At 73.3% G+C, this 20,651-nt stretch carries 15 protein-coding genes and 2 pseudogenes; 9 read left to right on the forward strand and 8 right to left on the reverse strand.

Annotated elements, in window-relative coordinates; all coding sequences use genetic code 11:
* Window positions 1-225 precede the first annotated feature (225 nt).
* Window positions 226-1,320: a sensor histidine kinase gene (locus ACIQRL_RS08350; protein ID WP_401329551.1), complete on the reverse strand. Its 1,095-nt coding sequence runs from the start codon at window positions 1,318-1,320 to the stop codon at window positions 226-228.
* Between the two features lie 14 nt (window positions 1,321-1,334).
* Window positions 1,335-2,126, reverse strand: a complete 792-nt coding sequence (locus tag ACIQRL_RS08355) for a response regulator transcription factor (protein WP_401328752.1) — start codon at window positions 2,124-2,126, stop codon at window positions 1,335-1,337.
* A 340-nt stretch (window positions 2,127-2,466) separates the two neighbouring features.
* Here ACIQRL_RS08355 and ACIQRL_RS08360 point away from each other — a divergent pair, with 340 nt between their 5' ends.
* From ACIQRL_RS08360 to ACIQRL_RS08370, 3 genes and pseudogenes are all read left to right on the forward strand, one after another.
* A complete protein-coding gene (locus ACIQRL_RS08360; protein ID WP_401328754.1) occupies window positions 2,467-3,309 on the forward strand; it encodes a glycosyltransferase family 2 protein in 843 nt (280 codons plus the stop codon).
* A pseudogene (locus tag ACIQRL_RS08365) lies at window positions 3,306-3,917 on the forward strand (DUF2064 domain-containing protein); the annotation flags it as partial. The gene ACIQRL_RS08360 and the pseudogene ACIQRL_RS08365, both read left to right, overlap by 4 nt.
* Before the next feature lie 710 nt (window positions 3,918-4,627).
* Window positions 4,628-5,674: a class I SAM-dependent methyltransferase gene (locus ACIQRL_RS08370; RefSeq protein ID WP_401328757.1), complete on the forward strand. Its 1,047-nt coding sequence runs from the start codon at window positions 4,628-4,630 to the stop codon at window positions 5,672-5,674.
* Window positions 5,675-6,089: 415 nt separating this feature from the next.
* Here the strand turns inward: ACIQRL_RS08370 and ACIQRL_RS08375 are convergent, their stop codons facing one another.
* The gene (locus ACIQRL_RS08375) at window positions 6,090-7,433 is read right to left on the reverse strand and encodes a molybdopterin-dependent oxidoreductase (RefSeq protein ID WP_401328760.1); all 1,344 of its coding nucleotides are present in this window, start codon (window positions 7,431-7,433) and stop codon (window positions 6,090-6,092) included.
* A gap of 329 nt (window positions 7,434-7,762) precedes the next feature.
* Between ACIQRL_RS08375 and ACIQRL_RS08380 the strand changes: the two are divergent.
* Window positions 7,763-8,878, forward strand: a pseudogene (locus ACIQRL_RS08380) (hypothetical protein); the annotation flags it as partial.
* A gap of 721 nt (window positions 8,879-9,599) precedes the next feature.
* Here the strand turns inward: ACIQRL_RS08380 and ACIQRL_RS08385 are convergent.
* Window positions 9,600-10,388, reverse strand: coding sequence for a hypothetical protein (locus ACIQRL_RS08385; protein ID WP_401328763.1), 789 nt, complete (start codon window positions 10,386-10,388; stop codon window positions 9,600-9,602).
* A gap of 363 nt (window positions 10,389-10,751) precedes the next feature.
* Between ACIQRL_RS08385 and ACIQRL_RS08390 the strand changes: the two genes are divergently transcribed.
* Genes ACIQRL_RS08390 through ACIQRL_RS08400 form a run of 3 tightly spaced genes read left to right on the forward strand, consistent with a single transcriptional unit; the run spans window position 10,752 to window position 14,016 of the window.
* Window positions 10,752-12,221 (forward strand): APC family permease, encoded by a 1,470-nt coding sequence (locus ACIQRL_RS08390; RefSeq protein ID WP_401328765.1) that lies wholly within the window; start codon window positions 10,752-10,754, stop codon window positions 12,219-12,221.
* The gene (locus ACIQRL_RS08395; protein WP_401328768.1) at window positions 12,218-12,655 is read left to right on the forward strand and encodes a hypothetical protein; all 438 of its coding nucleotides are present in this window, start codon (window positions 12,218-12,220) and stop codon (window positions 12,653-12,655) included. The genes ACIQRL_RS08390 and ACIQRL_RS08395 overlap by 4 nt, the downstream gene beginning before the upstream one ends.
* The gene (locus tag ACIQRL_RS08400) at window positions 12,652-14,016 is read left to right on the forward strand and encodes a dipeptidase (RefSeq protein ID WP_401328771.1); all 1,365 of its coding nucleotides are present in this window, start codon (window positions 12,652-12,654) and stop codon (window positions 14,014-14,016) included. The genes ACIQRL_RS08395 and ACIQRL_RS08400 overlap by 4 nt, the downstream gene beginning before the upstream one ends.
* 81 nt (window positions 14,017-14,097) lie before the next feature.
* Here the strand turns inward: ACIQRL_RS08400 and ACIQRL_RS08405 are convergent, their stop codons facing one another.
* Together ACIQRL_RS08405 and ACIQRL_RS08410 are read right to left on the reverse strand one after the other, a co-directional pair.
* Window positions 14,098-14,556 carry a (2Fe-2S)-binding protein gene (locus ACIQRL_RS08405; protein WP_401328773.1) on the reverse strand — a complete coding sequence of 153 codons (459 nt, stop codon included), beginning with the start codon at window positions 14,554-14,556 and terminating at the stop codon, window positions 14,098-14,100.
* A 125-nt stretch (window positions 14,557-14,681) separates the two neighbouring features.
* The gene (locus ACIQRL_RS08410; RefSeq protein WP_401328776.1) at window positions 14,682-16,796 is read right to left on the reverse strand and encodes a molybdopterin cofactor-binding domain-containing protein; all 2,115 of its coding nucleotides are present in this window, start codon (window positions 16,794-16,796) and stop codon (window positions 14,682-14,684) included.
* A 132-nt stretch (window positions 16,797-16,928) separates the two neighbouring features.
* Between ACIQRL_RS08410 and ACIQRL_RS08415 the strand changes: the two genes are divergently transcribed.
* Window positions 16,929-17,537 carry a hypothetical protein gene (locus tag ACIQRL_RS08415; protein WP_401328779.1) on the forward strand — a complete coding sequence of 203 codons (609 nt, stop codon included), beginning with the start codon at window positions 16,929-16,931 and terminating at the stop codon, window positions 17,535-17,537.
* A 149-nt stretch (window positions 17,538-17,686) separates the two neighbouring features.
* A complete protein-coding gene (locus ACIQRL_RS08420; protein WP_401328782.1) occupies window positions 17,687-18,082 on the forward strand; it encodes a molybdopterin-binding protein in 396 nt (131 codons plus the stop codon).
* A gap of 56 nt (window positions 18,083-18,138) precedes the next feature.
* On the opposite strand, the gene ACIQRL_RS08425 is transcribed toward ACIQRL_RS08420, so the two are convergent.
* Together ACIQRL_RS08425 and ACIQRL_RS08430 are read right to left on the reverse strand one after the other, a co-directional pair.
* On the reverse strand, window positions 18,139-19,302 hold the full coding sequence (locus ACIQRL_RS08425) for an NAD-dependent formate dehydrogenase (protein WP_401328784.1): 1,164 nt from the start codon (window positions 19,300-19,302) through the stop codon (window positions 18,139-18,141).
* A 103-nt stretch (window positions 19,303-19,405) separates the two neighbouring features.
* Window positions 19,406-20,341 (reverse strand): LysR substrate-binding domain-containing protein, encoded by a 936-nt coding sequence (locus ACIQRL_RS08430; RefSeq protein WP_401328785.1) that lies wholly within the window; start codon window positions 20,339-20,341, stop codon window positions 19,406-19,408.
* Between the last annotated feature and the right edge of the window lie 310 nt (window positions 20,342-20,651).

The raw sequence follows: 20,651 nt of genomic DNA on the forward strand, positions 1-20,651 counted from the left end.
AGGACCGCGGGGGACGCGGACGCCCGCCAGGACCACGGGGGACGCGGACGCCCGGCAGGACCGCTCGGAACGCGGACGCCCGGCAGGACCGGACGCTCGCCAGGACCGCGGGGACCGGACGCCCGGCAGGACCGGGCGGACCGGACGCCCGCCAGGACCGGGCGGACCGGACGCTCGCCAGGACCTCTCGGAAGCGACGCCCCGGCCCGCGGGCCGGGGCGTCGCTCAGACCCCCGCCATCGGGAGGGTGACCTCGAAGCGGCACCCGCCGGGGACGTTGTGGACGGCGGCCATGCCCCGGTGGGCCTCGACGATGCCTCGGACGATGGCGAGGCCCAGACCCGCTCCGGCGGGCGGCGTACGGGCGTGGGTCCCGCGCCAGCCGGTGTCGAAGACGCGCGGAAGGTCCTCCTCGGGGATGCCCCCGCAGCCGTCGGTGACGGACAGGACGACGCCCACGTCGGAACGTTCGGCGGCGACCGCGACCGTGCCGTCGGCGGGCGTACGGCGGATCGCGTTGACGAGGAGGTTGCCGAGCACGCGGCTCATCTCCTTGCCGTCCACCTCGACCGGCACCTGCTCGATGCGGTTCCCGACCAGACGTACGCCGTGTTCGCGGGCCAGCGGGTCCGCTCCCGCGAGGGCGTCACCGATGAGGTCGTACACGGAGACGCGGGACGGCGAGAGGGCGAGGGCGCCCGCGTGGATCCGGGAGAGTTCGAAGAGGTCGCCGACCATGTCGTTGAGGCGTTCGACCTCCGTACGGATCTGGCGCAGATAGCGGTGCGGGTCCGCCGCCACACCGTCCTCCAGGGCCTCGGACATCGCGCGCAGCCCGGCGAGCGGAGTGCGCAGGTCGTGCGAGATCCAGGCGACGAGCTCGCGGCGCGAGGTCTCCAGGGCGCGTTCGCGGTCCCGGGACTCGGCCAGCTTGCGGCTGGTGGCCGCCAACTCACGGCTGAGCGCGGAGAGTTCGGCGGTCGCCGGACCTTCGGGGGCCGCGAAGTCGCCACCGTCGCCGAAGGAGCGGGCGGCGAGCGTCAGCGCCCTGCTGCGGGCGACGACCCAGCGGCCCAGCAGGAGCGCGGTGGCCAGCGAGACGACGGCCGCCATGGTGATGACCGTCGTGACCACGCTCAGGTCGTGCGGGGACAGGAACATCGCCCACGCCACCGCCAGCGTTCCCGCGAGCATCGCGCAGACGGCCACCGCGGCGACCACCGCGACGGAGGCGGTCAGCGAGCGGCGCCGCAGCAGCCGGAGCGCGCCCACGCCGAGCAGACCGGCCGCGGCGGCGCCCAGGAAGGCGAACAGGGCCATGACGAGTATGTCGTTCACGAGCGGGCCTCTTCCTCGGGCGCGGGGTGGGGCGGTCCGGGGGTGGCGGTCCCGGCCGCCGCCTCCGTGTCGTCGAAGCGGTAGCCCACGCCCCACACCGTCTGGATCAGGCGGGGCCGTGCGGGATCGTCCTCGACCTTGCCGCGCAGCCGGCGCACGTGGACGGTGACCGTCGACAGGTCGCCGAAGTCCCACCCCCACACCTCGCGCATCAGGTCCTCGCGGGCGTACGCCCGTCCGGGGTGCCGGAGGAAGAAGGCCAGGAGGTCGAACTCCCGCAGGGTGAGAGCGAGTTCGGTGCCGTGCTTGGTGGCGCGGCGGGCCGACGGGTCGATGGCGAGACCGGCGGCGCGCAGCGGGCGCGCGGCGGCCCCCGGCCGGGTCCTGCGCAGCACGGACTCGACCCGCAGGACCAGCTCCCGCGGGCTGAACGGCTTGGTGACGTAGTCGTCGGCACCGACCTCCAGGCCGAGGATCCGGTCGTCCTCGTCGCCGCGCGCGGTGAGCATGATGACCGGCACGGGCCCCTCGGCGCGCAGCCGACGGCACACCTCCAGGCCGTCCATGCCCGGCAGCATCAGGTCGAGCACCACCAGGTCGGGCCGGTGCGCGGCGGCCCGGGCGAGCGCGGCGGGGCCGTCCGCGGCACCGTCCACGAGATAGCCGGCGCGGTCGAGGTACCCGGAGACGACCTCGGCCACGGTCGGGTCGTCGTCCACGACGAGGACCCGGGTGGCCGCCGCGCGAGAGGCGGCGGCGGGCGCGGCGGACTCTCCCGGAGAACTCACGGCGGGCCCGGTGCGGTTGCTCGACGCGTACCCCGGGGGAGGGCTCGACGCGTACCCCGAGGGGGCGTTCGGCCCGGACTCCCGGTGGGGAGCCACGGTGGGCCCCGGGTGAGGACTCGCGGTGGGCCCCGGGTGAGTGTCCGGAACGGTCCCCGGGTGAGTGTCCGGAACCGGTCCCGGGTCCCCGTTCACGCTCGGGGCGGGTCCGGCACCTGGGGATTCGTGCGGTCGATGCATGCATCCAGCGTCCCACCCGGCCGGGTCCGGTGCGGCTCGCCGAGGCCGACGTCCGAGTTTCGTAAGGACATGAAGTCCGGTATATCCCTTTCACGTTCGTAAGGTGAAGCCCGTGACGACCTTTCCCGTACCGGACCCGGACGTCGACCTGGTCCTTCCCTGTCTGAACGAGGCCGGCGCCCTGCCCTGGGTGCTCTCCCGGATCCCGGCCGGCTGGCGCGCGCTGGTCGTGGACAACGGTTCCACGGACGGCTCCGCGGAACTGGCCCGCGCGCTCGGCGCCACCGTCGTACGCGAGGAGCGCCGCGGGTTCGGCGCCGCCTGCCACGCCGGGCTGACCGCCGCCACCGCGGACATCGTCTGCTTCTGCGACTGCGACGGTTCCCTCGACCCGGCCCTGCTCCTGCCGTTCGTCGCCGAGGTCCGGGCCGGCGAGGCCGACCTCGTGCTCGGTCGGCGCCGGCCGAGCGGGCGCGGCGCCTGGCCCGCGCACGCCCGTGCCGGCAACCTCGCGCTGGCCCGGATGCTCCGGCGCCGCACCGGCCTGCGTCTGCACGACCTCGGTCCGCTGCGCGCGGCCCGCCGCGAGGCGCTGCTCGGCCTCGGACTCACCGACCGGCGCAGCGGCTATCCGCTCCAGATGGTCGTCCGCGCCGCCGACGCCGGGTGGCGCGTCGCCGAGCACGACGTGCCGTATCTGGCCCGCACCGGCGTCTCCAAGGTCACCGGCACCTGGCGCGGCACCTGGCAGGCGGTACGGGACATGAGCCGCGTACTGGCCGAACCGCCCGTACCCGTCCCGGTCGACACCGAGGCCCCGTCCCTCGACCGGGCCCAGACCGCGGCCCGGACCGGAGCGCGGGCCGGAGCCCAAGTACTGGCCCCGGCCCCGGCGCCGTCTCCGGCGTCGGCCCTCGCACCCTCCCGAGGAGGAACCGCCCAGTGAGCGTCACCCTGCTCGTCATCGCCAAGGAACCACGTCCTGGACGGGTGAAGACCCGGCTCACACCGCCGTTCACTCCCCGGGAAGCCGCGACGCTCGCCGAGGCGGCCCTCGTGGACACCCTGCGCGCGGTGGCGGCGACGCCCGCGAGCCGCCGGGTCCTCGTGCTCGACGGAGCGCCCGGCCCCTGGCTTCCGGACGGCTTCGATGTCGTACGACAGTGCGCGGGCACGCTGGACGAGCGGCTGGCCGCGGCGTTCGCGGGCTGCGAGGGGCCCGCGCTGCTCATCGGCATGGACACACCTCAGGTGACGCCCGCCCTGCTCACGGTGGACTTCGCGGACTGCGACGCCTACTTCGGGCCGGCCGAGGACGGCGGCTTCTGGGCGCTGGGCCTCGCCGAGCCGGACCCCGAGTTGCTTCGGGGCGTGCCGATGTCGACACACACCACGGGTGCCGTGCAGCGGGAACGGCTCGTCGGAGCCGGGCTGCGGGTACGGGATCTGCCCCGCCTGCGGGACGTCGACACGGCGGCGGACGCGACGGCGGTCGCGGCGGAGGCGCCCGAAGGGGGCTTCGCCGCGGAGCTGGGCCGGCTCGGGACGGTGTCCGCACCGGCTGCCGGACACGTTCCCCGCCCGCCCGCGAGCAAGCCGACCGAGCCACTCCCGGGACCGATCCCGGACCAGGCCCCGGGCCAGGTCTCAGGCCAGGTCCCGGGGCAGCTCCCGGGCCAGGCCTCAGGCCAGGTCCCAGGGCAGCTCCCGGGGCAGGTCCCGGGCCAGGTCCCGGGGCAGGTCTCAGGCCAGGTCCCGGGGCAGGTCCCGGGCCAGGTCCCGGGGCAGGTCCCGGGCCAGGCCTCAGGCCAGGTCCCGGGGCAGGTCCCGGGCCAGGTCCCGGGGCAGGTCTCAGGCCAGGTCCCGGGGCAGCTCCCGGGCCAGGTCCCGGGGCAGCTCCCGGGGCAGCTCCCGGGGCAGCTCCCGGGCCAGGCCTCAGGCCAGGTCCCGGGGCAGGTCTCAGGCCAGGTCCCGGGGCAGCTCCCGGGCCAGGTCCCGGGGCAGACCTCGCCGCAGACTTCAGCTCAGGCCTCAACTCAGACCCCAGCTCAGGCCTCAACTCAGACCTCAGCTCAGGCCTCGGGAGCAACGGCCGACGAGGCCCCGGGGTTCATCGCCGGGCTCAAGGCCGTGCGGGCCGCCGGACTCCCGGCCGGAGTCGGCACCGGCCGGGAGATCGACCCGGTAGCCGGACAGCGGGGTACCGGACGATGAGCGGCGCACGCGGGACGACCGCGCGGGGTGCGGGCGGTACACGGAACTCCGTGCCGCTCCCGGCCACCGCGAGCGGACCGGGGACCAGAACCAGGACCGAGGTCGGAACCGAGACCGAGTCCGGGACCGGTGGTCGCGCCGGGAGCGGGAACGGGGCCGGGGCCGGGACCCAGGCGCGCGGAAGTCGTGGCGGGGGCGAGGGTGGAGTCGGGGGTCGGGATCTGGGCGGGCCCGCCGCGCGGTCGTGGGCCGGCGATCCCTATGCCGACGCGCTGGGTGCCGGCCGCGGGCCGCTGTTCCTGCGGCGGACGGACGGCTGGCTGCTTCCCCTGGAGGTGGAGCGCTGGTGCGCCCGCGCCGACGCGGTGGACCTGCAGCTACTGGCGTACTGCGAGGGCGCCGTGCTCGACGTGGGGTGCGGGCCGGGACGGCTGGTCGCGGAACTCGCCGCGCGGGGACGCCCCGCCCTCGGCATCGACGTCAGCGAGGCCGCCGTGGCCCGCACGGTACGGCTCGGTGGCCAGGCGCTGCACCGGTCGGTCTTCGAACCGCTCCCCGGCGAGGGCCGCTGGGGCACCGCCCTGCTCGTCGACGGCAACATCGGCATCGGCGGCGACCCGGCCGCCCTCCTGCGCCGCACGGCCGAACTCCTCGCCCCCGGCGGCCTGCTGATCGCCGAGACCGTGGCGGGCGCGGACGTCGACGAACGCGTCGACGTCCGTATCGTCCGCGCCGCGCACGCCGAGGACGAGACCGAGGACGGGAGCGAGGACGACCGTGCGGCCGAGAGCGGGAGCGAGGGCGTGGGCGGTGGCCAGGGCGCGTCGGGAGGTGCGTCGGGCGACCGGGGCGCCTTCCCGTGGGCCCGGCTCGGCACCCCGGCCCTGCTCCGGCACGCGGCCCGCGCCGGATGGCGCACGGACGCTCAGTGGGCGGCGGGCGGACGGTCCTTCGTGGCCCTGCGCAACGGGCCGCGGCGGGACGCCCGGAAGGACCGCAGGACGAGCAACAGCGCGGACCCAGCGAACAGCACCGCCGTGATCAGCAGCCAGTGGGCCAGGAAGCCGTCGGCCGGCAGGGTGGTCGCCGACCGGTAGTGGTCGGCGATCTGCCCGCTGATCAGCGGGAACCACACCAGCAGCAGAAGACCGGAGAGGGCCGCCGGTACACGGACGTACATCGTCCGGTCCCGGTGTCCGGTCGTGTCCAGCGTCTCCGAGAGGGCCCGGTCCGCAACGGCGTACAACGGCACCAGCACCACGTCGTGCAGCACCGCCGCGCCCACGAACCAGAGCGCCACCCGGGACCAGTCGGCCGCGAGCAGCCGCACCCCGGCGTAGCCGGCTAGGGCGAACGAGCAAGCCAGCAGAAGGAGTTGGAAGGGACTGCCGATCAGCTCCCGGCTGAGCCGTGGACGCGTCGCCGGGCGCAGCCCCCCAAGTCGTCGTCGCAGCTCAAGGCGTCGCAGCTCAAGGCGTCGCAGCTCAAGGCGTCGCGGGTCAAGGCGTCGCATCACAGGTCTCCGAACGTCATCCGGGCCACCCACTTGGTGTTCAGCACACCGGGCGCGGCCGGAACGATGATCCGCGCCGGGTAGCCGTGATCGGGGGTCAGGTCCTCGCCGTTGACGAACAGGGCGAGCAGGGAAAGCGGATCGCGCACCTGGTTGTCGCGCAGGGCCGCCACCCGGAACGCCCCGCGCCGCTGCAACGACTCCACGAGTACGTCGGGGGCCGCGTCCCTGTCGTAGCCGACGAGCCCGGCCAGGTCCCGCAGCCGCACGCCCCGCCACCACTGATCGGACGTCGACCAGCCCTCGACGCAGGCGATGGGCAACGCGGCGCTGTGCAGGGGGAGCCTCTGGAGTTCGGCGCGGCTCAGCCGGACGGTCCGGCCCTTTCCCGCGACGACCAGACGCCAGGCCTCTTCGCTGGTCTCCGTGGCGGTGATACCGCGTGACGCGGCCGTCTTGTTGATCTGGAAGCCATTGGGTCCTGAGCCCGGTTCGGCGCCGCCGTGCGGAGCCAGCAGCGCCGTTTCGCGCAGCGGCCCGTCGAAGCCGTGGCCCGCCGTGGTGGCGACCAGGAGCAGGGACCCGCCTCCGACGAACCCGAGGGCCCCGCGCCGCGAGACGGTGGGCGGCAGAGGATCGGGGGCCACCAACTCGTCCTCGGGCCGCGCCGGTTCACCCGCGTCGGCCAACGGGCCAGCCCCCGGTCGCGGATCTGCCTGCCCCGGATGCGGATCTTCCGGCCCGGGCCGCGGGCCTACCCGCTCCGGCCGCGGCCTCGGACGGCGGACCTGGCGCAGGTTGCGGAAGGCCGTCGGCACGCGCAGGACCGCGTGCGTCACGAACGCCGCGATGAACACCCAGGCTCCGTAGAAGTGCAGCGTGTAGAAGGAGCCGGGAAAGACGTAGTCGAGCTGGATGTTCAGGACGCCGGTGGTGAACTCGAAGAGCGCGCCCCCGACCAGGAGCAGCAGCGAGAGCCGTTCCAGGGCGTGCGCGAGCGAGCGGGCCGGCGGCAGCGCGAACAACTTCGGTACGACCGACCACAGTTTGGCCAGCAGGACGGGGATCAGGGCGACGCCGAGTGTGACGTGCACGCCCTGCGTGAGCCGGTACAGCCAGACCGGGCCGGTCGGCCAGGAGAAGAGGTAGAACCCGAGGATCCCCTTGTCGGGGGTCTTGTCGTTCACCGCCGAGAGGTTCGGGTTGTAGGCCGCGTACGAGAGGAGCCCGGTCACGAACAGCACCGTGATCCCGACGAGCAGCACCACGCCGAGCACAGAGGTGAACCAGGGGCCGCGCAGCGGGCTGCGCCAGAACGCGGGGGACGAGGGAGACCGTGGCATGCCCCGACCGTAGGCCGGGGGCACCCCCCGAACGGGTTCTCAAACCATGACGAAACTCTGACGTCCACCTCAGTGGCCCCGCCCGGGGGAGTCTCCCGGCCTAGCGTGCGAGTGTGAACCGCGACCTCCCCCGCGATCAGCCTCGCGACCGCCCCGAAGCCCCTTCCCGGGCTCTTCCGCCGGGTCCTCCGCCGGGTCCTCCGCCGGCTCCTCCCCGGGCCGTTCCCCGAGCACTTCCCCGGGGCCTGTCACGGACCCTGTCCCGGGCCGGAGCCCGAGCCGGTGACCGGGCCCGGTCCCAGGCCCGGTCACCCGGCCTTTCCCGCGCGCTGCTCGGCGACCGGCCCCGGGACGTCCTGCGCGACCTGGCCGCCGCGCTGGCCGCCGCGCTGCTCGTCCTGACGGCGGTGGTCGTCGGCTATGTCATCGAGCACAGCGACGGCACGCTGTTCGTCAGCGCGGCGCCGCTGTACGGGCACTGGGGGCCGCATGTCGGACCGGGCACCGCGCCCGCCGTCGCCGTGGCCGTCGCGGTCGTGGCGTACGGACCCCTCCTCGCCGCCCGGCTGCCCTGGCGGAGGCTGCTCCTCGCCGTGTGGGCCACGACGACGGCGTGGACGTTCTCCCTCGCGCTGATCGACGGCTGGGAGCGGGGCGTGGCCCGGCGTCTCACCACGCGGTACGAATATCTCCAGGTCATCTCGCCGGTCAACCGCTTCCACGACATCCCGGCCGCCCTGCGGGACTTCACCCACCACATCCTGCTGCACTCCCCCGACCACTGGCCCGCGCACATCGCCGGGCATCCGCCGGCCGCCACCCTCACCTTCGTCCTCCTCGACCGGATCGGGCTCGGCGGCGGGGCCTGGGCGGGCGTCTGGTGCGTCACGGTCGGCGCGACGGCCGGAGTGGCGGTGCTCGTCACCGTGCGCGTCCTGGCCGGGGAGGCTCTCGCCCGGCGCGCCGCACCCTTCCTCGCCCTCGCCCCGGCGGCCGTGTGGATGGGCACCTCGGCGGACGGCTACTTCGCGGCCGTCGCCGCCTGGGCCCTCGCCCTGCTCGCCCTCGCGGTCACGGGACACCGGCCGCGCACGACCGGCCTCGCCTGCGGACTCCTCCTCGGCCTCACCGCGTATCTCTCGTACGGGCTGACGTTGATCTCCGTGATCGCCTGCGCCGTCCTGCTGCTCGGCCGCCGCTCCAGGCTCCGCCCGCTCCCGTACACCCTGGCCGGACTCACCGTCGTACCGCTGGTGTTCACCCTGCTCGGCTTCAACTGGTGGGAGGCGTACCGCCTGTTGGTCACCCGCTACTACGAAGGGGCGGGCGGTATCCGGCCGTACGGCTACTGGGTCTGGGCGAATCTCGCCTGCACGGTGCTGATCGCGGGACCGGCGACCGTGGCGGGTCTGCGCAGGGCGGGGGCGGCGGTCGTACGGATCGGGGCGGCGCCGGTAAGCGTCCGGGCGCACTCCGCATCGCCGGTCCGGTCGTCCGCACTCCGGCCGACAGCCCCGGCGCCCGAGGGATCCGCGGTCCCCGCACACGACACCGCGACAGCCACCCACGGGACCCCGACTCCCGTCGGCGCGACCCCGGGCACGGGCCGAGGCGCGGTCACGGATGCCGTTCCTGGCGCGGGCGCCGGAACGGTGACGGACACGGGACCAGGCGCGGGCGCGGATCGAGGTTCCCCTGCCGGCCCGACCGCCGCGGGCCTCGCCCCCCGGCCCGGCGCAGCGCGGGAACACCGCCCCGGCACCGGGCCGGGCACGGGCCCGAACAGGGGATCCGGCAGTGCTGCCGGCATGGTCGCCGACACCGGCGCTCACCCGGCCGTCGACGCTCGCCCTGACGTCGCCGCCCACCCCGCCGTCGACGCTCGCGCTGACGTCGGCGGTGCCCCGCGGCTCGCGGTCCTCGTCGTCGGGGCGCTGCTCGCCCTTCTCATCGCCGATCTCTCCGGGATGAGCAAGGCGGAGACCGAGCGCATCTGGCTGCCGTTCGTGATGTGGATGCTCCCGGCGGGGGCGTTCCTCCCCCGGCCCCGCGCCTGGCTCGTCGCGCAGGCGACGCTGGCCCTGCTCCTCAACCACCTGGTGTTGACGGGCTGGTGACCGTCCGGGCCGGCCCCGGGTGCTCCGGGGCCGGCCCGAAGGCGGTTCGTCAGGTCACGTCGACGAAGTCGCCCGCGGCCGTGGCCGCGCCCGTCGTGGACGTGCCGCCGAAGGTCCAGCGCCAGTAGCCGTCGGTGGTCGCCGTGACGGTGGTCTTCAGCGCCCCGGTGGAACCGGACGTCACCGTCTTCACGGTGGAGTACGTGGAACCGCCCTTCGGGCGGAACTGGAGCTTCGCCGACTGCCCGGCGAAGCCCGTGTACGTGTGCTTCACCCAGTCGGCACGGGTGAGACTGCCCGTGACCGTGAGCGTCCTGCCCTTGGCCACCGGTTCCGGCGAGGCGTTCGCCGTGACCTTCGCCCACCGCCTGACCGAGACGCTGCCGGGAGCCGTCTTGTACTCCTCGGCCTTCAGCGACCCGCTGGACTTGAACAGGCGCAAGGCCAGCCCGATCTTCCAGGTGGTGGCGTCACCGTTGGAGTCGAGGCGGTAGCGCGGTTCGATGTACAGCTCGCCCTCGCAGCGCGCCGTGCGCGCGCTCTTCTCGAAACAGGTGTAACCCGCCACGTAGATGCCCCCGCCATCGGCGCCCGCCGCGGCGGTGGTGCCGTGATAGAGGTAGGGATCGGTCGCCCAGCCCAAGGGGCCCTCCACCGTGTAACCGGAGGGCAGGGCGATGTCGAACGTGACCGGAGGTCTCTTCACCTCCGAGGTGCCCACCACGATCGGCAGCCCGTTGTTCACGACCACGTTCGACATGGTGATGCCGGTGCTCGCGGCCTGCGCCTGCGGGGCCGTCAGCGCGGTGAGCGCCAGCGCCCCCACGAGTGCTGCCACGGCACCGGTTCGTCTGCCAGGGTTCATTCCCACCTCTTCGCTGCGCGTACGCGATACGGAACCGCCCCGGACGGACAGGTGTTCGGGGAGGGGGAGGCTATCAAGCGCGTGATCATGGTCGGGCGAGGAGGCGGAACGATTCAGCGCTCGGCGTCCGCCGATTGGGCGAGGGTCGCTCCGAACACCAGGCCCACCCGAACGGGCGAGGACGACCGCCACCGGCCAGAAACACTGCCCACCCGAGCGGGTGAGAAAAACCGGGAGAGCCGCCGCTCACTCGGACGGCTCACCCGGCGCGCGGCGCCACTCATCCGCGCGAAGGCTGGCCCCATCGCTTTCGACCCATGAACAGGGAGGGGTCCGATGAGCTCGATGGACATGCCCGCGGACGCGCCACGGCAGTCGGCGCGGGCCGCGCACGCCACGATCCCGGATGCGCCCCGACTCACCTGGCTGACGCTGGCGCTGATGACGACGGCGTCGGTGGCGAGTCTGCGGGCCGCTCCCACCATGGCGGTCTACGGGCTGGCCTGCGTGTTCCTCTACCTGGTCCCGGCGATCGTGTTCCTGCTGCCGACCGCCCTGGTCTCCGCCGAGCTCGCCTCGGGCTGGAACGGCGGTGTCTACCGCTGGGTGAGCGAGGGGCTGTCCAAGCCGCTCGGCTTCCTCGCCGTGTGGTGCCAGTTCGCGATGACGATCTTCTACTACCCGAGCCTGCTGGCCTTCGTGGCGAGCACCCTCGCGTACGTCATCGATCCGGCCCTCGCCTCCAGCGGCCTGTACACCGCGATCGTCATCATGGTCCTGTACTGGACCGGCGTCTGGATCTCCTCACGCGGCACCAAGGCCCTCGCGGGGCTGTCCAGTTGGGGCCTGGTCATCGGCACCCTGATCCCCGGCACGATCCTCGTCGTGCTCGGCATGGTCTTCCTGGCCCAGGGCAATCCCTCGGCCGCGCCCATGACGGCCAGCCATCTGCTGCCGGAGTGGACGGGCCTCGCCAGCCTCGTGCTGATCGTCAACAACTTCCTCTCGTACTCCGGCATGGAGATGAACGCCGTCCACGTGTCGTCGCTGAAGAACCCGGCGAAGGAATACCCGAAGTCGATGTTCCTGGCGATGGGCCTGGTGCTGCTGATCTTCATCCTGCCCGCGCTGGCCATCAGCTGGGTGGTGCCCGCCGACCAGACCAGCCTCACCGCCGGTGTCATGCAGGCCTTCGACGCGTTCTTCTCGTACTTCGACATCGGCTGGATGACCCCGATCGCGGCGGTGATGCTGATCTCCGCTTCGCTGGCCGGCATGCTGACCTGGCTCGCCGGACCGTCCAAGGGCCTGCTGCAGATCTCCCGCGCCGAGGGCTATCTGCCGCCGTTCCTGCAACAGTTGAACCGGTTCGGCGTCCAGCAGAACATCCTGGTGACCCAGGGTGCCGTGACCACGGTGATCGCCCTCGGCTACGCGTTCATCCCGAACGTCTCCAACGTGTACTGGATCTTCTCGACGATCACCACGCAGGTGTATCTCATCGTCTATCTGCTGATGTTCGTCGCCGCGATGAACCTGCGGAAGAACCAGCCCGACCACCCGCGCGGCTACCGCGTCCCCGCCCTCAGGCTGACGTGCGTCGTGGGGCTGCTGTCCTCGGCCGCGGCCATGGTCATCGGTTTCGTACCGCCCTCGCAGTTCGGCGGCGGCAGCGTGCTGGTGTACGTCGTCATCATCGGCAGCGGTCTGGGCCTCCTCGGCCTGGTGATCCCGTGGGCCTTCCTGAAGTTCCGCAAGCCGAGCTGGCAGACGGAGGCCGCGCGCGAGGCGGAGGCGGGGTCATGAGTCCCACCCGGTTCGCGTCCGAGCACAGGTGGATCTACCTCGGCGCGATCGTCGTGCTGCTCACGCTCGTCGTGATCGGACTCGTGCGCTACGCGGCCATCACGACGAACAGCAAGGCCGCGAGCAAGGCCAACGAACTCGCCGACGCCGCCGTGGCGGCCGGCCTCCCCCGCCCCGACACCGAACTGATCGCAAGTGTCCTGGGCACCGACGGCGGCCTGGTCTGCGACGACCCCGCCAGCGCCCTCAAGTCGGCCCTGTGGAAGATCAACGTGTCGAACGGCGCCGCGTTCGTCGGCCAGCGGCCCGTCATCGGCGACGGCAGTGCGCTCAAGGCCGAGGCCGCGATCCTGAAGATCTACTGCCCGGACAAGCTGGACACGTTCCAGGACAGGCTCGACACCCTGAAGACCGACAACACGGTGAGGCGGTGACCGTGTCCGAACTCGCCGAGAAGGTGGCCGGGCTGATGGGCCGGGCCAGGACGGACCTGGCCGAGCTGGTCGCCATCCCGTCCGTCGCCGACCCGCGCCAGTACCCGCCCGAGGAGTGCCACCGGGCCGCGCGATGGGTGGCCGACGCCTTCACCGAGGCGGGCCTGCGGGACGTCCACCTCGCCGAGACGCCCGACGGCAGCCACGCCGTCATCGGCCACCGCCCGCCGCCGCCCGGCGCGCCCACCGTCCTGCTGTACTGCCACTACGACGTGCAGCCGCCGTTGGACGACGACGCCTGGACCACCCCGCCCTTCACCCTCACCGAACGCGACGGCCGCTGGTACGGGCGCGGCACCGCGGACTGCAAGGGCAACATCGTGATGCACCTGACCGCCCTGCGGGCGCTCGGCGACGACATCCCGGTGGGCCTGAAGTTCGTCGCCGAGGGGTCGGAGGAGCAGGGCACGGGCGGTCTGGAGCAGTACGTGGTCCAGCACCCGGAGCAGTTCCTCGCCGACGCGCTGCTGGTGTGCGACACCGGCAACGCGGAGGTCGGCACGGGCACCGCCACCGTCACCCTGCGCGGCCTCGCCAACGTCGTCGTCACCGTCGACACGCTGGCCGGAGAGGTGCACTCGGGCATGTTCGGCGGCCCCGCCCCGGACGCGCTCGCCGCGCTGATCCAGTTGCTCGCCGCCCTGCGCGACCCGACCACCGGTGCGACCCGTATCAACGACCTGGACTGCGAGGGCAGTTGGGAGGGGGTCGGCTACGACGAGGCGCAGTTCCGCGCGGACGCCGGAGTGCTGGACGGCGTCCGTCTCACCGGGACCGGCACGGTCGCCGACCGGCTGTGGGCCCGCCCCGCCGTCACCGTCCTCGGCATCGACTGCCCCCCGGTGGTCGGCTCCGCCGCCGCCGTACCGGCGACCGCACGGGCCCGGGTGAGCCTGCGCGTCCCGCCCGGTACGAACCCGCTGGCGGCCCGCGCGGCCCTCACCCGGCACCTCACCGAGGCCGCGCCCTGGGGAGCCCGGGTCACCGTCGAGGACGAGAGCGCCGGCGCCCCCTTCCGGGCGGCCACCGACGGCCCCGCCTACACCGCGCTCGGCCGCGCCATGCACGAGGTCTACGGCAAGCCCATGGCCTTCCTCGGCCAGGGCGGCTCCATCCCGCTGTGCAACGTCCTCGCCGAGACCTACCCGCGCGCCGAGATCATCCTCATGGGCGTCGAGGAACCCCGCTGTCTCATCCACGCCCCCGACGAGAGCGTCGACCCGGCCGAGATCGAGCACATGGCCCAGGTCGAGGCCCTCTTCCTGCGCGCCTGCGCGACCGTGGGGGGCCGCGGCCGCTGATCCCGGCACGACCCCTCCCCACGGGATCGCGGCCGTCGCCGTACGGCCCTGATTCCGCCCTCAGGTCTGCACGCGACTCCCTCAACCGCCTTGCGCGGACGCCTTTTTGATCGCCTCGCGGATACGGAAGTACGTGCCGCAGCGGCACACGTTCTCGATGCGGTCGATGTCCGCGTCCGTGGGGTCCGCCGTCCTCGCGAGCAGGGCCGCGGCGGCCATGATCTGGCCCGGCTGGCAGAAGCCGCACTGGGAGACGTCGCAGTCGAGCCAGGCCTGCTGGACGGGGTGCAGAGTGTCGCCGTCGGCGAGGCCCTCGATGGTGGTGACCTCGCGGTTCACGCAGTCCGCGACCGGGACGACACAGGGCTGGATCTCCGCGCCGTCCAGATGGCTGGTGCAGGCCCGGCAGACACCGACACCGCAGCCGTACTTGGGCCCGGTCACGTCCAGCAGATCGCGCAGCACCCACAGCAGGGGCATGTCCGCCGGTGCCTCCACGGTGACCTGCTTCCCGTTGAGGACGAACGAGTAGGACGGCATCAGCACTCTCTCCGGAGCGGCATCGGTACCTGCACCTCTAACGGGTCTCGGAAGGGGGTCGGAAGGGGGTCGGACAGAGTTCTCGGAAGGGGCCGGAAGGGGTCGGAGGAGGTCGGAACGAGATCTCAGAAGTTGATCGGGAAGCGGCGGGGGCGGGTCCCCGTCGCACGGGCGTAGGCGTTGGCCACCGCGCCGGCCGCCGCCGGGACACCGAGTTCACCGGCCCCTCCGGGGTCTCCTCCGGAGGGCACGATGTGCGCCTCGAAGTGCAGCGGGGCGTGCCGCTGACGGGCCCAGTGGAAGTCGGCGAAGCTGCCCTCGCGGACGGCGCCCGCGTCGAGGTGCAGGCCGGCCGTGAGCACCGTGGAGATGCCGTCGATCGCGGTGCCCATGAGCTGGGCCTCGAGTCCGCGCGGATTGACGGCCGTTCCGACGTCGGCGGCCATCACGACCTTGGTGACCCGCGGATTCTTCGGGTCGACGGCGTCGATCTCGACCAGGCAGGCCACGCAGGAGCCGTACTCCTCGTGCACGGCCACGCCCTGCGCGTGCCCGTCCGGCATGGTCCGGCCCCAGTGTCCGGCCTCCGCCGCCCGGTCGAGCACGGCCCTGACCGCCTTGCCGCGCAGTGTGGTCCGCCGGAACGCCACCGGGTCCCGGCCGAGGCTCCGGGCGATGTCGTCGACGACGATCTCCTCCGCGGTGCGCACGGTCCCGGAGTCCACGGAACGCCAGGCGCCCAGCGGCATGGCGAGACCCACCGATCCCGAATCGCCGGACACACGGCCGAAGTTGTAGAGCCCGCTGTCGCTGGGCAGCGGTCCGCCGGCCCGGGCGCCCATGGTGGTGACACCGCCCTGCGCGGTGACGCCCGGCTTCTCGTACGACTCGCTCACCGACGCCGTCATGTGCCTGAACGCCACCACCCGGCCGCCCGCGTGGCTGGCCCGGATGCGGTGGTGGCTGGCCGGGCGCATCCGGCCGTGCCGCATGTCGTCGTTACGGCTCCACATCAGCTTCACCGGACGGCGGGCCGCCTTGGAGACGAGGGCCGCCTCGACGGCGGCGTCGTAGGTGAGCCGGCGCCCGAACGACCCTCCGCCGCGCAGGACATGGACCCGGACCTTCGAGGCGGGCAGCCCGGTCACCGAGGCGATCGTGTCGCGGGCGTCCATCGGCGTCTGGGAGGAGAACCAGATCTCGGCACTGTGCGCCCGTACGTCCGCGACCGCGGTCAGCACCTCCATCGGGGCGTGCCCGACGAACGCGAACTCGAACTCGCCGCCCACCTGCAGGGTGCCGAGCGGCGGAGGGCCGAGCGGCGGGACCGCGGCCCGCAGCCGGGCTCGTACCGCCGCGTCGGACAGGGCCGCGAGCGGGCCCGGCGACCAGGTGATCCGCAGGGCGTCCCGGGCCTTGAAGGCGTGGTGGAAGGTGTCCGCCACGACGGCGACCCCTCCCTCGATCCTGACGACGGCGTGGACGCCGGGCAGCGCGCGGGCCGCCCGGTCGTCGAGCGAGCGGACCTTCCCGCCGAGCGTCGGCGGCCGGGCCACCACGGTCGGCTTCGCCCCGTCCACCGCCAGGTCGCCGGTGTACTTCGCCCGGCCGGTGACGATGTCCCGCGCGTCGATGCGGGAGGTCGGCCGCCCGATCACCCGGTGCCGGGAGGCCGGCTTGGGATCGGTGGACACGGCGGGCCGGTGGATCCGGGCGGCTGCCGCGGTCAGCGATCCGAACGTCGCGGTACGGCCGTCGGGCGCGACGACCATGGTGTCCCGCGTGCGCAGCGTCTTCGGGGGGAGGTGCCAGCGACGGGAGGCGGCGGTCACCAGCCTGGCGCGCGCGGTGGCGGCCAGCGCGCGGGCGGGCCCGTACAGCGAACCGACCGAGTTCGAGCCGCCGGTGAACTGGTTGCCGCTCCTCCGGGCCTCGGCGAGCGGGATCTCGACATCGGCGAGCCGGGCGTCCAGCTCCTCGGCGATCATCATGGCGACCGCGGTGGTGATGCCCTGGCCGACCTCCACCCTCGGCAGCCGGACGACGACCTTGTTGGCCGCGGTGACCTCCAGGACCAGCATCTCGTCGTCGGTGCCGGTCACCAGCACGTCGGAGGGGCCCGCGGCGGGCTCGGCACCCTCCGCGGGGGAGGCGTCGCAGCCGAGCGGCGCGGCGACGGTCAAGGTGGACGCCGCCAGCGTGGTGACGATGAATCTGCGGCGGGACAGCTGACGGGCCAACGAAGGCTCCTCTCCGAGCCACCCGGGGCGTACGACTGATAGGAGGGGCGGACCGGCCTTGCGGTTCCCGCTGAACGGATGCGGCCCCTGCCACGTCCCCGTACCGACCGGATGGCGGACGGGGAGGACCACATGAACAAGCGAAGCAGGATCAGGGCGAGCGGCGGCGTCGTGGCGGCAACTGCCGTGGCACTCGTGACGGTTCAGGGGTCGGGCGCCGACGCGGGAAGCGATCGGACGCCCGTCGCGGAGCACACGACCGTGTGCGTCGGCACCCGGCCGGCGCACGGCCTGCCCGGCAGGGAGTCCTTCCCGCTCCGGGTGACGATCTACGCCGACAAGAGGGGCACGACACGCTACAAGAACGTCTTCACCGGGGTGTCGGTCGACGAGCGCGGGAACGCCGTGAACGTGTACCGCATCCCGTCCAAGGCGTCCAAGGCGTCCAAGGCGTTCGACGCGGACGTCTGCGGCCACGCGATCAAGGGGGTGAAGGTGCGGATCCACGACACGGACGTCACCCAGCGGCAGACCTACGCCCTGGTCGACCGGGTCGGCCACGCCAAGCACCGCTGGGACGGCCGGTTCAAGCTGTACACGGTGGGCCCCGACGTCGACGGCTACGTGATCTTCGGCGTCGACCGCCCGGCGAAGGCCGAGCCCGTCATCAAGAAGGCCTTCGGCGAGTTCTGGGCGAGGCACATCAAGGTGGAGCATTCGGGAGTGCCGACGCTCGACTGACGGCAGCGACGTTCCGGGCAGGGCCCTTCGCCCTGACCGGAACGGCCGCCGCCCTGACCGGAACCCGCTGCCGCCCTGTTCAGAACGGCTCGCGCCCCTCCCGGGGTTCGGCTTGCAGGTGCGAGGACCGCCTGCCTATCGTCGCGCGTATGCAGTCCTACACGATCGGCCAGGCCGCCCGGCTCCTCGGGGTGAGCCCCGACACCGCCCGGCGCTGGGCGGACGCCGGGCGGGTGACCACGCACCGGGACGACAGCGGACGGCGCCTCATCGAGGGACGCGACCTCGCCGCGTTCTCGGTGGAGCTGGCCGGAGCCGGTGGTGAGGAGGGCGTCACCTCCTACACGTCCGTCCGCAACGCCTTCCCCGGCATCGTCACCGCCGTCAAACTCGGCGACGTGGCGGCCCAGGTGGAGATCCAGGCGGGACCGCACCGGCTGGTCTCCCTGCTGACCCGGGAGGCCGTCGAGGAACTGGGCCTGGAGGTCGGCGTGGAGGCCACCGCCCGGGTCAAGTCGACGAACGTGCACATCGACCGCGCCTGAGCGGCCGCCGGTTCAACGTCCGGAAGACCGTCGTCGAGTACGGGGTGCCGCCGGGTTCAGGACACCGTCGTCGAGTACGAGTGGGCTCCTGCCCCGGCCAGCGCGCCCCCGTCGACGATCAGGTACTCGTCGCGGATCGGGGTGCCGTCCAGCCAGCATTCCAGGATCTCCCGGGTGCCCGCCGCGTAGCGGGCCTGCGCGGAGAGCGAGGATCCCGAGATGTGCGGGGTCATCCCGTGGTGCGGCATCGTGCGCCAGGGATGGTCGGCGGGTGCCGGCTGCGGGTACCAGACGTCGCCCGCGTACCCCGCCAACTGGCCGCTGACCAGCGCTCGTTCGACCGCGTCCCGGTCCACGATCCGGGCCCGCGCCGTGTTGATGAGATACGCCCCGCGCTTCATCGTGGCGAGCAGCCCGTCGCCGAACAGGCCCTCGGTCTCCGGGTGCAGCGGCGCGTTGACGGTCACGACGTCGCAGTGCGGGACCATGTCGGCCGCGGTCGGGTGGAAGGTGAGCCCGAGCTCCCGCTCGACGGCCTCCGGCAGCCGGTGGCGGTCCGTGTAGTGGAGCTTCACGGCGAAGGGCGCGAGCCGCCGCAGCACCGCGAGCCCGATCCGTCCGGCGGCGACCGTACCGACGTGCATGCCCTCCAGGTCGTACGAACGGGCCACGCAGTCCGCGATGTTCCAGCCGCCGTCGAGCACGACCTGGTGCGCGGGCAGGTAGTTGCGGACGAGGGCGAGCGTCGTCATCACCACGTGTTCGGCGACGCTGATGCTGTTGCAGTACGTCACCTCGGCGACGGTCACCCCGTGCGCGATGGCCGCGTCGAGGTCGACGTGGTCGGAGCCGATCCCGGCCGTGACCGCCAGTTTCAGGTTCTTGGCGGCGGCGAGGCGCTCCGGGGTGAGGTACGCGGGCCAGAACGGCTGCGAGACGACGACGTCCGCGTCGGACAGCTCCCGGTCGAAGACCGATCCGGTGCCGTCCTTGTCGGAGGTGACGACCAGGGTGTGACCGCGCTCCTCCAGGAAGCGGCGCAGCCCGAGTTCGCCGGTCACGCTGCCGAGCAGCCGCCCCGGGACGAAGTCGGTCCCCTTCGGGGTGGGCGCGGTCTGACCGCCGGGATAGTGGTCGATGACGGGGAGGTCGTCCCGGGCGTACGTCGTCGGGTATCCGTCGGCCGGGTCGTCGTACAGCACGCAGAGCACCTTGGCCATGTCGCGGCTCTCCTCAACTCCGTTGTACGTAAGGTTCTTTCACCATCCTCGGAGTCGAATACGCTGGTCAAAGCGAACGTTGCTATGCGCTGATAGCCGCGGGCTATGAACCCGCCCCGCCCAGATGCGTCTTCAGCAGCGCGTCGAGCGCGTCGCGCACCCCCGCCTCCCGGGCCACCCTCAACAGCGCCTGCGCCAGCACCGATTCGGGCTCGTGCCGGGCGACCACGATGCCGACCCGGGGCCCGTGCGCGGGCCCCTCCAGCGGTACCACCCGCATCCCCTGCGGCACCCCGAACATATGCAGCCAGGCGTGCGAGATGACGCTCGACCAACGGCCCCCGGGCAGGTGCGCGTACAGCCCGGCGACCGTGTCCGACTCGATCGCCGGAGCCGCCCGCGCGCCGTCCGCGGCGAAGCACTCGTCGATGATCCGGCGGTTGCGCATCCGCGGGTTCAGCAGACACAGCGGGAGAGCGGCCGCCTGCGCCCAGCGGGCCCTCTTCGCGCCAGCCAGCGGACCGTCCACCGGGGTGAGCAGCACGTACCGCTCCTCGTACAGCGGGAAGCGCCGTACGTGCCGCAGGTCTTCGTCGTCGAGATACGTCATCGCCGCGTCGAGCTCGAACGCGTCGAGCCCGTGCGTGATCTGCGCCGACGACAGCGACTCCAGGCTGACCCGGGCCCGTGTGTGGCGCTCGCAGAACGGGGTGGTGAGCAGGGAGGCGGCGGGCAGCGCGGTGGGCACGATGCCGAGGCGCAGGGTGCCGGTCAGACCGCCGCGCAGCGCCGACAGCTCCTGGCGCAGGGCGTCCCGCTCGGCCAGGATCCGGTGCGCCCAGGCGAGGACGACCTCGCCCTCCGGGGTCAGCCCCTCGTACCGTCGGCCGCGGCGCACGATCGGCACGTCCAGCTCGTGTTCGAGCCGGCGGATCGCGGCGGACAGCGACGGCTGCGACACGAAGCAGGCCGCCGCAGCCCGTGCGAAGTGCCGCTCCCGGGCGAGCGCGACCAGATACTCCAGCTGACGCAGCAGCACGCGCCACCTCCCGTAGGCGGGCCAGGCTCGCAGACGCGGGGCGGCCTGTCACGCCCCGGCCGGCCTCCCGACCCAGGCGCCCACCCGGCCCCGCGCCGGGCGTACGACCCCGGCTGACGGCTCGCGCACCGGGCCTCCAGGCTCGCCGCCCCGACCGCCAGCCTCCAGGCTCGCGACCCCGACCGCCCGGCTCACGACCCCGGCCGCCGGACTCTCGGCCCGGACCCTCCGGTCACGGACCCGGATCCACCCGGCCCCGCGCCGGGCGGGCGGCGGCGAGGCCGGACCGGCGGTGCGGTCAGGCGGTGCG

This window comes from Streptomyces sp. NPDC091209, assembly GCF_044757755.1.
Classification (GTDB): domain Bacteria; phylum Actinomycetota; class Actinomycetes; order Streptomycetales; family Streptomycetaceae; genus Streptomyces.